We start from the raw sequence: 10,493 nt of genomic DNA, 5'->3' as shown, positions 1-10,493 counted from the left end.
ACGGAAAATCCCCTTATGCGCATCGGTCGTGGCTGGGCGGTGGCCGTCACGCTGGCGATATTGGCCGCAACGATCAATGCTCCCACCGCGGCCGCCGATGACAAGCTGTTGTTCGGCGGCGGGCTGGCATCGTCATTTGCGGCAGCTACTGCACCTTGACCACCATCGGCCACGACAAGACCGGGGAGCTGGTGGGTTTCACCGCCGCGCACTGCGGCGGACCCGGCGCCCAGGTCGTTGCCGAGGGCTCCGAAGACGGCGGCCCTGTGGGTACCGCGGTGGCTACCGCGAACGATGCTCACCTGGACTATTCGGTGACCAAATCTGACCCGGCCAAGGTGACCCCGGTCCCGGACTTCGCCGGCTTCGCGATCAACGGCATCGGCCCCGACCTGGAATGGCACCAGCCAGCGTGCAAGCTTGGCGCCGCCACCGGGGACTTCTATGAGGGCGCGGTTTCGATGACTTTAGTCCCCTCCACAACTGCCGTTGTCCCACTGGCCCCATCCCGGTTCGAGGTGCAACGTCACCGTCGTCATCGCTATTTATAACGCGGGAGGCCAGCATGTCAGGTGATGAAATTTCAGCCCAAACGACGCAATCCGGAGACGACCCAACAGCGTCTGCCGTGAAGGCCGATTCGGCCAATCTGCCGCGATGGCAGCGACCAAACATGGTCCATCACCTTACCCGGGGGGCCTGCCTTGGCGCTGGTGTCGTGTTGGTCCTCTCCGTCATCGCAACTGTCTTCTTCGCCGGCTTCTTCACCGGCAGCCACTACGGTGACCGTTGGAGCGATAGTTATTACGCCGGGCCGGACGAGGGCACCTGCATTCAGATTCGTTGTCAGCCGTTGGGACCGAAGTGGGGAGCCCTCTGCCGTCAGGTGATAGTGCCTTGCCGTTGAGTAGTCGCGTACCACCCGTCGACATATAGTCCTTGACCCGCGTCGCGAGCCGAAATGGTGAGGTTTGGAACGTACTTCGCGATCCGACCGTATCGCAGCGCACCTGCAAATCTGGCCGGAAATTGGGTGCGCAATTGGCCGCACACGGCCAGGCCGCAGAAGGCCGAGACGGATGGCGCAGCGACCGCGACCAAATCCAGCGTGCCGCACCGCGTTGATGAGACCACCTGTCAGCGCCCGGCGCGACGGGTTCCTACGCCTGTCCCACCGGCGGGAACATTCCGTTGTCGTGTGCCGTTGAGCCGGACAGCACCTTGAGTGGACGAGACTCAATACTGACTTGACAGCATCCCTCGCCCGACGGCAGTCTTGAGTCGTACTCACTCAGTATGGTGCACTGTCACGCTCTACTATCAGGGAGGATTCACCATGGCTCGTGCGGTCGGAATCGACCTCGGGACCACCAACTCCGTCGTCGCGGTACTCGAGGGCGGCGACCCCACCGTCATCGCCAATTCCGAGGGCGCCCGGACCACGCCGTCCGTCGTCGCGTTCGCGCGCAACGGCGAGGTGCTGGTCGGGCAGCCCGCCAAGAACCAGGCGGTCACCAACGTCGACCGCACCATCCGTTCGGTCAAGCGGCACATGGGCACCGACTGGTCGATCGAGATCGACGGCAAGAAGTACACCGCGCAGGAGATCAGCGCCCGCGTGCTGATGAAGCTGAAGCGCGACGCCGAGGCCTACCTCGGCGAGGACATCGCCGAAGCGGTGATCACCGTCCCGGCCTACTTCAACGACGCGCAGCGGCAGGCCACCAAGGAGGCCGGCCAGATCGCCGGCCTGAATGTGCTGCGCATCATCAACGAGCCCACTGCCGCGGCGCTGGCCTACGGCCTGGACAAGGGCGAGAAGGAGCAGACCATCCTGGTGTTCGACCTCGGCGGCGGCACCTTCGACGTCTCGCTGCTGGAGATCGGCGAGGGCGTGGTCGAGGTGCGGGCCACCTCCGGGGACAACCACCTCGGTGGCGACGACTGGGACCAGCGGGTCGTCGACTGGTTGACCGAGAAGTTCAAGAGCCAGACCGGCATCGACCTGACCAAGGACAAGATGGCGATGCAGCGGCTGCGGGAAGCGGCCGAGAAGGCCAAGATCGAGCTCTCGTCGTCGCCGAGCACCTCGATCAACCTGCCCTACATCACCGTCGACGCGGACAAGAATCCGCTGTTCCTCGACGAGCAGCTGACCCGGGCCGAGTTCCAGAAGATCACCCAGGATCTGCTGGACCGCACCCGCAAACCGTTCCAGCAGGTGATCGCCGACACCGGCATCTCGGTGTCGCAGATCGACCACGTCGTGCTGGTCGGCGGCTCCACCCGGATGCCCGCGGTGACCGAGCTGGTCAAGGAGCTCACCGGCGGCAAGGAGCCCAACAAGGGCGTCAACCCCGACGAGGTTGTCGCCGTGGGCGCCTCGCTGCAAGCCGGTGTGCTTAAGGGCGAGGTGAAAGACGTTCTGCTGCTTGACGTCACGCCGCTGAGCCTGGGTATCGAGACCAAGGGTGGTGTGATGACCAAGCTGATCGAGCGCAACACCACGATCCCGACCAAGCGCAGCGAGACCTTCACCACCGCCGACGACAACCAGCCGTCGGTGCAGATCCAGGTGTATCAGGGTGAGCGCGAAATCGCCGCGCACAACAAGCTGCTCGGCTCCTTCGAGCTGACCGGTATCCCGCCGGCGCCGCGCGGCGTGCCGCAGATCGAGGTCACCTTCGACATCGACGCCAACGGCATCGTCCACGTCACCGCCAAGGACAAGGGCACCGGCAAGGAGAACACGATCCGAATCCAGGAGGGCTCCGGCCTGTCCAAGGAGGAGATCGACCGGATGATCAAGGACGCCGAGGCGCACGCCGACGAGGACCGCACGCGCCGCGAGGAGGCCGACGTCCGCAACCAGGCCGAGACGCTGGTGTACCAGACGGAGAAGTTCGTCGCCGAACAGCGGAGCGCAGCATCCGAATCCGGCGGCTCGAAGGTGCCCGCGGACACCCTCGACAAGGTCGACGCCGCGGTCGCCGACGCGAAGAAGGCGTTGGACGGCAACGACATCGGTGCGATCAAGTCCGCGATGGAGAAGCTGGGTCACGAGTCGCAGGCGCTCGGGCAGGCGATCTACGAGGCCACCCAGGCCGAGCAGGCCGCCGACAGCAGCGCCGACGGGGCCGGGGCGTCCGGCGGCGCCGACGACGTCGTGGACGCGGAGGTCGTCGACGATGACCGGGAGGCCAAGTGAGTGAAGGCAACCGCGAACAGGTAACGGTCACCGACAAGCGCCGCATCGATCCCGAGACCGGCGAGGTGCGCCACGCCTCCGGTGAGCCGTCGGCACCGGCGCCGTCGGCACCTGCCGCCTCGGGAACCGAGGAGAAGGTCGCCGAGGACAAGGTCGCCGAGTTGACCGCCGACCTGCAGCGGGTGCAGGCCGACTTCGCCAACTACCGCAAGCGGGCGCTGCGCGACCAGCAGGCGGCTGCGGACCGGGCGACGGCCGCTGTGGTCAGCGCACTTCTCGGCGTCCTCGACGACCTCGACCGGGCCCGCAGTCACGGCGATCTGGAGTCGGGCCCGCTGAAGTCGGTCGCCGACAAGTTGACCGGTGTGTTGGCCGGACTCGGGGTGGCGGCCTTCGGCGCCGAGGGCGACGACTTCGACCCGGTGCTGCACGAAGCCGTCCAGCACGAGGGCGACGGGGCCCAGGACGCCAAGCCGGTGATCGGCACCGTGCTGAGGCAGGGCTACAAGCTCGGCGACCAGGTGCTGCGGCACGCCCTGGTGGCGGTGGTCGACACCGTCGGCGGGGAGGCGGCGGGCGACTCCCGCGGCGAGCCGGCGGACACGGCCGATAACGACACCCGGGCCGGCGACGACGACGCACAATCAGAACCGCCGGAGGGCTGACGAACGGGCCGGCACCGATCTACCACACCCGAGCTGAGAGGGGGTGACGCAGGATGGCTCAGCGCGAATGGGTCGAGAAGGACTTCTACAAGGAGTTAGGCGTCGCCCCCGGAGCCAGCCAGGAGGAGATCAAACGTGCCTATCGCAAGCTTGCCCGTGACCTGCACCCGGACGCGAACCCCGGCGACGCGCGCGCCGAGGAGCGGTTCAAGGCGGTGTCGGAGGCGCACAACGTGTTGTCGGATCCGGCCAAGCGCAAGGAGTACGACGAGACCCGTCGGCTCTTCGCCGGCGGCGGGTTCGGCCGCCGGTTCGGCTCGGGCTCCGGCAACGCCGGTGGCTTCGACGTAGGCGGTGACGGCGTCGAGTTCAACCTCAGTGACTTGTTCGACGCCGCCGGCCAGACCGGTGGAAGCACGATCGGCGACCTCTTTGGTGGCTTGTTCGGGCGGGGCGCCGCGCCCCGGCCCAGCCGCCCGCGCCGCGGCAACGACCTGGAGACGCAGGCCGAGTTGAGCTTCGTGGAGGCGACCAAGGGCGTGGCGATGCCGCTGCGGCTCACCAGCCCGGCGCCGTGCACCACCTGCCACGGCAGCGGGGCCCGGCCGGGCACCAGCCCCAAGGTGTGCCCCGCCTGCAACGGCTCCGGGGCGATCAGCCGCAACCAGGGCGCGTTCGGGTTCTCCGAACCGTGCACGGACTGCCGTGGCAGCGGGTCGATCATCGAGCACCCGTGCGAGGCGTGCAAGGGCACCGGTGTCACCACCCGTACCCGCACCATCAACGTGCGCATCCCGCCGGGTGTCGAAGACGGACAACGGATCCGGCTGGCCGGGCAGGGCGAGGCCGGGTTGCGGGGCGCTCCGTCGGGCGATCTCTACGTGACCGTGCACGTGCGGCCGGACAAACTGTTCGGCCGCGACGGCAACGACCTCACCGTCACCGTTCCGGTAAGCTTCACCGAGTTAGCTTTGGGCACAACACTTTCGGTGCCGACCCTGGACGGCAAGGTCGGCGTTCGGGTGCCCAAGGGCACCGCCGACGGCCGTATCCTGCGGGTGCGCGGACGGGGCGTGCCCAAGCGCACCGGTGGCCACGGCGACCTGCTGGTCACCGTGAAGGTCGCGGTCCCACCCAACCTGGACGGTGCCGCCGAGGAGGCGTTGGAGGCCTACGCCGCCGCCGAGCGGGCCGGCGGCTTCGACCCGCGAGCCGGGTGGGCGGGTAACCGCTGATGGCCAACAACCCCAAGGGACAGGAGTCCCACACGTTTTTGATCTCGGTGGCCGCCGAGCTGGCCGGCATGCACGCGCAGACGCTGCGCACCTACGACCGGCTCGGGCTGGTCAGCCCGCGCCGCAGTTCCGGTGGCGGACGCCGCTACTCACAGCACGACGTGGAGCTGCTCCGCGAGGTGCAGCGCCTCTCCCAGGACGAGGGCGTCAATCTGGCCGGTATCAAACGCGTTATCGAGCTGACCAATCAGGTAGAAGCCCTGAAGTCGCGGGTCAAGGAGATGGCCGCGGAGCTGGAGCGGCTGCGGGCCGGCCAGCGCCGCGACCTCGCGGTGGTGCCCAAGAGCACCGCGCTGGTGGTCTGGAAGCCCCGGCGATAGCCGGCGACCACCTGGCGATGACCTGTCGCCGAGCGTGAACTGGTTGCGAAAAAATCGCCGATTTCTCGCAACAGCTTCACGTTCGGGGATCAGACCCGGATCGAGGCGGTCAGGAGACGCGGATCGAGAATTGCGCAACGGCGCAGTCGCCGGGCTGCGCGCTACGGTATCCGCCGCGCCGCAGCGCGTCGGTGGGCGCCGTCATCGGCTCGAAGCAGATCACGTCCTCGCCGGCCGGGGCGAAGATCTGCGCGGCCGGGTACCCCTGCTCGAAGTGCACCTCGATACGCCGTCCACCTCCGGACACCGCGAACACCGCGGCGTCGTCGACCTCGTCGTAGCCGTCGTCGAAAACCTTGTCGCCCAACGGCTCTGATGTGACAGGCTGTGGTGACCCCGCGCCGGTGGGCAGCCCCCGCCCGTCGAGGACCAGATGCCGGAGCGCCGGGGTCTCGACAATCCACTCCTCGCGCGGCACGCCGGGCAGCTGCAGGTAGGGGTGAAAGCCGAAACACCGCGGGACGGGTGTGTCGCCGGTGGGTGTCACCGCCGTCTGCACCGTGAGGGTTCGCTGTGTGAGCCGGATGCTCAGCGCCAGCAGGTGCGGAAACGGGAAGCTGGCCAGCAGCGTCGGGTCGGCGCCGTAGTCGAGCTCGGCGGTCAGTTCGTCGGCCGACTCGGCGAGCACCCGCCAGCGCGGGTACGCCGCCAGCACACCGTGGATCGGCAGCCCGGTGGGGTCGGGCTTCACCCCGCCGCGGCCGGGGGTGAGCGTCACCGTGGCGCCCTCGGCGGTATAACTAAGTCCGCCCAACCGGTTTGCCCACGGGTAGAGGATCGGGATGCCCATCGTCTTGGCGTCGCAGAGGTAGGCGTCCAGCCCGCGGCGCTGGCCCAGCAGCTGCACGCCGGCGTCGGTCAGCGACACGCCGACCATGCCCGCGCCAGGCACGAACTGCGCCTGTACGGCAGACGACGGGTCGTGCAGGGTGACACGGCGCACGGCACCCAGACTAGCCCGGCAGCGGGTCGTGCCGGATGCGCTCGGGTGGCGCCCCTTTGGCGATCAGCGCGGACCGGGTGGCATGTACCATCGCCGGGCCGCCGCAGATCAGGATCTGCCGGTCGCTCCAGCCGCCGTAGCCGGTGACCACTTCGGGAAGCCGGCCGGTTTGGCGCACGTGCAGGCCGCGCGGCGGCGTCACGTCGGGATAGTCGCCGGCCCAGCGCGGGTTGGTCGGGTATTCCGAGACCGGGGACACCGACAGCCACGGGTTCTGCGCGGCGATCTGCCAGAGCGTGGGCAGGTCGTACAGCTCGCACGGGTAGCGGCCGCCGAAGAACAGGTGCACCCGTGGGTTCACCGCCCACCGGGCGAGGTCCATGATGATCGCGCGCAGCGGCGCCAGGCCGGTGCTGCCGGCCACCATCAGCACGTCGCCGCCGTCGCGGTCGACGCGCAGGCCGCCGTGCGGGCCGGACAGCCGCCAGCGGTCGCCGGGCCGGGTTTCGCCGACGACGGCGGCGCTGACCAGGCCGCCGGGCACCGCTTTGACGTGGAATTCGACGGCGCCGTCGTCGTCGGGCGGGATGGCCGGCGTCAGGTAGCGCCACCGCCGCGGGCACTGCGGCACGGTGACGTGGACGTACTGGCCGGGGTGGTAGGGCAGCGGGTGGTCCAGCCGCAGCCGGACCACCGCCACGTCGCGCGACACCCGGTGGTGGTCGACCACCGTGGCGTCCCACCACGCGGGTACGTCGTCGGCGTCGGCGGCCCCGCTCATCACCCCGGTGATCAGGTTCAGCGACTGGCGGGCGGCGGCGTCGACGCGATCGGTCCAGGCGTCGGCCAGCGCGTCGCACAACGTCGCATACAGGGCCCGCCGCAGGGTGTGGTAGTGCTCGGGGGTGACCCCGTATTTGCGGTGGTCGCGGCCGAGTTGGGCCAGAAAGGCCACCGGCTCGTCGGCGTGCTGCGCCACCAGTTCCCCGTACACCCAGCGCAGGGCGTGCCCGAACGCCGCGCGCTGACCCGCCATGTCCGGCGGGAACAGGTCGCGCAGCGCGACGTCGAGGGCGAACCAGCGGGTGAAGAACCGGCCGACGAGCCCGTCGCCGGCGCAGGAGGTCTCGTCCTGGAAGACGGCGTGCAGCATCCGCAGCGCGTCCCGGTCGTCGAGGCCCACGGGCGCCGATTTTAGGCGCGCCGCCCGCGAGTCCGCCGAATCCCTTGACGCGGATCCCGCCGAGGTGCTAGGTAACTGTTAGCTAACCTTAAGGTTTGGGAGAGGTCGATGACGGCTCGTGGTGTTCGCTTTCTGAGTCTTGGCTTATTCGCGACGGCGGGTGTTGGCCTGCTGGGGGTGACGGCGGCGATGCACGCGCCGTTCGCCTACGGCGACGACGTCACGCTGGTGTACGGCGGCAGCGGACTGCCGATCCCGTCGCAGGAGATCGTGGACAACGTCACCAAACTCTTCGTGACCCCGATTCTGCCCGATTACACGGTTGCCAACGCCCAAAGCGCGTTCACGCCCGAGGGCTTCTACCCCAACGACCCGCTGACCGGGGTGAAGAGCCTGGCCGGCGGCCCGTCGACGGAGCAGGGCCTGGTCATCATGGACGGCGACATCAAGAGCCAGGTCGCTGCCGGTAACGACGTCGTGGTGTTCGGCTACTCGCAAAGCTCCGGCATCGCCACCGAGGAAGAGGAAAACCTGGCCGCCGACCTGGCCAACAAGGTGCCGAATACGCCCGAGCCGGACCAGGTGCAGTTCGTGCTGATCGGCGATCCGGCCGGTGAGGGTTCGACGTTGCCCGACACGCCCTACACCACCGACATCTACGCCCTGCAGTACGACGGCGTCACCCAGCCGCCGGCGTATCCGATCAACGTCCTGGCCGACCTGAACGCGGCCCTGGGTTTCCTCTTCGTGCATTCTAGCTACCCGGCGCTGACGACGGCCCCCGCAGATGAGCTCGCCCCCAACGGCGACGTCCTGCTGACCACCCTGCACAGCTCCGCGGGCGGCACCATCAACTACTACCTGATCCCCACCCAGAACCTGCCGTTGCTGGACGTGGTGCGTGACGTCTCGGTGATCGGGCAGCCGCTCGCCGACCTGCTGCAGCCGGACCTGAAGGTGCTCGTCGACCTGGGCTACGGCGCCGGCAACCTCGGCTACGTGCCGCCGTCGTTCGAGCCGTATCCGGTGGGGGTGTCCCCGGACGTCAGCCCGCTCACCGTGCTCGGCGAGCTGGCCACCGGCGCCCAGCAGGGCGTCAGAGCGTTCGTGTCCGACCTGCCGCAGGTGCCGGCGAACCTGGAGTCGGTGCTCAGCCAAGTGCCGGCGCAGGTCGCCTACGGGCTGACCCACCTCAACGAGCTGAACTACATCACCATCCTGTCGACACTGCTGGGTCCCGGCGCGGCGCAGGTGCTCGAGGGCGAGTACGCGCCGGTCGCCTCGCTGAACCAGATTCTGCCCACCCCGTCGGGTCCGTTCGCTCCGGTCACCGAGTTCGTCAACGCGGTGTCCAGCGCGGCGTCGTTCGACTACTCCATCCTGGAGCCGACGGCCGACAACCTGCTCACGCTGGCGCAGCTGCCGCTGCTCGACGTCGGTGCCTTCGCCGAGGAGCTCTCGCAGGGCAACATCGTCGACGCGCTGGGCCTGCCGGTCGCGCTCGACGTCGGCGAGGGGACGGACCTGTTCGCGTCGGAGACCGAGGTGTTCGGGCTGGCGGTGATGCACACCATCGGCGACTTCACCGCGCTGATCCCGTCGATGTGAGCTGCTAGCCGAGCCCGCGGAATCCCTTGGCGCCCACCAGGATTCCGATCACGACGAGGATGGCCGCAACCATCACCGCGTGGTTGCGCTCCATCCAGGTCTGCAGCCGGGCCAGCGGCGCGTCCAGGCGGTCGCCGGCGCCGGCGTAGGTCAGGATCGGGATCGCTGCCGACGCCGCGGCGACGGCCGCGAACATGACCACCGACAGCGCGGCACCCGCGATGCCCGGGCCGGTGGTGCCGATGGCCAAACCCGCTGCGGCGCAAACGAACAGCACCTCGGGCCGGGCCACGGCCAGCACCGCCGCGGTCACCGCGGCCCGCAGCGGCGTCACCGCGGTCAGCGACCGCATCCAGCCCGGCGTCGCCGCCCGGCGCCGCCGGGTCAGCCAGCGCAGCACGCCCACCACGACCAGCGCCGCGCCGACGACCACCCGCAGCCACGACGCCCACACCGGCGGCGTCTTGTGCAGACCACCGAGCAGGCCGGAGATGCCGACGAAGACCGCCGTCAGAGCGGCCAGGCCGACCAGCCAGCCGGCCAGGAAGGCCAGGCCGGTGGGCCGGGGCCGCGGCGTATGCAGCACCAGCACCGCCGGGATGATCGTCAACGGCGACAGCGCGATGACCAGCGCCAGCGGTATCAGCCCGGTGACGGCCGCACCCCCGGCGCCGGACCTGCCACACCGTCCGCCGCGTCGTGCCGGTCTATGTGCACAGCTTCCAGGCCCCGCCCTCCTTGACGAACCGCAGGACGCGGGTGCCCGGATTTCGGCCGCCTCGTTGGGTGACGGTGGCGGTCGCGGTGTCGCCGTCGACGGTGATCGAGTCGATGCTGACTTTCCCCGAGCCGGAAATGCCGGTGCCCGGCCCGCCGGGGTTGCGGTGGTGCTTTTCGATGACGTCGAAGATGTGCTGCACCTTCTGGCAGAACAGGCCACGGGCGGCGGTGACGTCCGTGCCGGCAGTGTGCGACAGTTGCGCGATCACCGACCGGATCTGAGCTTCGTCGGCGTTCTTGGAGGAGTCGCCCACTGCGAGGATCACCGTCGCGGCCACCACCATCGCCGCGACGGCGACAATCCCGCCCACGATCCAGCCGGTCCGGTTGCGCGGGGGCGGACTGTACGGGGGCGGACTGTACGGGGGCGGCCACCCGGCGGGCCCGCCAGGCATGGGCCGCGGCATGGGGTCCGGCGACGGCCACCCGGC

9 protein-coding genes and 1 pseudogene are annotated in these 10,493 nt (G+C 69.2%); 6 read left to right on the top strand and 4 right to left on the bottom strand.

The features are described from left to right. Nucleotides 1-15: 15 nt before the first annotated feature. From ABDW21_RS14705 to ABDW21_RS14685, 5 genes and pseudogenes are all read left to right on the top strand, one after another. Nucleotides 16-440 (top strand): annotated as a pseudogene (locus ABDW21_RS14705) (serine protease); the annotation flags it as partial. An 896-nt stretch (nucleotides 441-1,336) separates the two neighbouring features. Next, nucleotides 1,337-3,208 (top strand): molecular chaperone DnaK, encoded by a 1,872-nt coding sequence (gene dnaK / locus ABDW21_RS14700; protein WP_343600851.1) that lies wholly within the window; start codon nucleotides 1,337-1,339, stop codon nucleotides 3,206-3,208. Continuing rightward, the gene (gene grpE / locus ABDW21_RS14695) at nucleotides 3,205-3,873 is read left to right on the top strand and encodes a nucleotide exchange factor GrpE (RefSeq protein WP_343600850.1); all 669 of its coding nucleotides are present in this window, start codon (nucleotides 3,205-3,207) and stop codon (nucleotides 3,871-3,873) included. The genes dnaK and grpE overlap by 4 nt, the downstream gene beginning before the upstream one ends. Before the next feature lie 53 nt (nucleotides 3,874-3,926). Continuing rightward, nucleotides 3,927-5,108 carry a molecular chaperone DnaJ gene (gene dnaJ, locus ABDW21_RS14690; RefSeq protein ID WP_343600849.1) on the top strand — a complete coding sequence of 394 codons (1,182 nt, stop codon included), beginning with the start codon at nucleotides 3,927-3,929 and terminating at the stop codon, nucleotides 5,106-5,108. Then, nucleotides 5,108-5,488, top strand: coding sequence for a helix-turn-helix domain-containing protein (locus ABDW21_RS14685; protein ID WP_343600848.1), 381 nt, complete (start codon nucleotides 5,108-5,110; stop codon nucleotides 5,486-5,488). Before dnaJ ends, ABDW21_RS14685 begins: the two co-directional genes overlap by 1 nt. Before the next feature lie 109 nt (nucleotides 5,489-5,597). On the opposite strand, the gene ABDW21_RS14680 is transcribed toward ABDW21_RS14685, so the two are convergent. Then, nucleotides 5,598-6,491 (bottom strand): aldose 1-epimerase, encoded by an 894-nt coding sequence (locus ABDW21_RS14680; RefSeq protein WP_343710628.1) that lies wholly within the window; start codon nucleotides 6,489-6,491, stop codon nucleotides 5,598-5,600. Nucleotides 6,492-6,501: 10 nt separating this feature from the next. After that, nucleotides 6,502-7,674, bottom strand: a complete 1,173-nt coding sequence (locus ABDW21_RS14675) for an FAD-binding oxidoreductase (protein WP_343600846.1) — start codon at nucleotides 7,672-7,674, stop codon at nucleotides 6,502-6,504. A gap of 108 nt (nucleotides 7,675-7,782) precedes the next feature. On the opposite strand from ABDW21_RS14675, the gene ABDW21_RS14670 reads away from it, so the two are divergent. Further along, nucleotides 7,783-9,282 carry a PE-PPE domain-containing protein gene (locus tag ABDW21_RS14670; protein WP_343600845.1) on the top strand — a complete coding sequence of 500 codons (1,500 nt, stop codon included), beginning with the start codon at nucleotides 7,783-7,785 and terminating at the stop codon, nucleotides 9,280-9,282. A 4-nt stretch (nucleotides 9,283-9,286) separates the two neighbouring features. Here ABDW21_RS14670 and ABDW21_RS14665 read toward each other — a convergent pair whose 3' ends face one another. Then, complete coding sequence (locus ABDW21_RS14665) at nucleotides 9,287-9,928, bottom strand: GAP family protein (RefSeq protein WP_343710629.1); 642 nt, start codon at nucleotides 9,926-9,928, stop codon at nucleotides 9,287-9,289. 61 nt (nucleotides 9,929-9,989) lie between these two features. Beyond that, the coding region (locus ABDW21_RS14660; RefSeq protein ID WP_343710627.1) for a hypothetical protein at nucleotides 9,990-10,493 on the bottom strand (504 nt) is incomplete at its 5' end.

This window comes from Mycobacterium sp., from assembly GCF_039583805.1.
GTDB lineage: Bacteria > Actinomycetota > Actinomycetes > Mycobacteriales > Mycobacteriaceae > Mycobacterium.
The sequence above is the reverse complement of the archived record's forward strand: the minus strand, read 5'-3'. Positions and strand labels throughout refer to the sequence as shown.

What these genes read in the sequence shown, in the direction of transcription:
- dnaJ (WP_343600849.1), top strand. Translation starts at nt 3,927, where the DNA reads ATGGCTCAGCGCGAATGGGTCGAGAAGGACTTCTACAAGGAGTTAGGC.
- ABDW21_RS14670 (WP_343600845.1), top strand. Translation starts at nt 7,783, where the DNA reads ATGACGGCTCGTGGTGTTCGCTTTCTGAGTCTTGGCTTATTCGCGACG.
- dnaK (WP_343600851.1), top strand. Translation starts at nt 1,337, where the DNA reads ATGGCTCGTGCGGTCGGAATCGACCTCGGGACCACCAACTCCGTCGTC.
- ABDW21_RS14685 (WP_343600848.1), top strand. Translation starts at nt 5,108, where the DNA reads ATGGCCAACAACCCCAAGGGACAGGAGTCCCACACGTTTTTGATCTCG.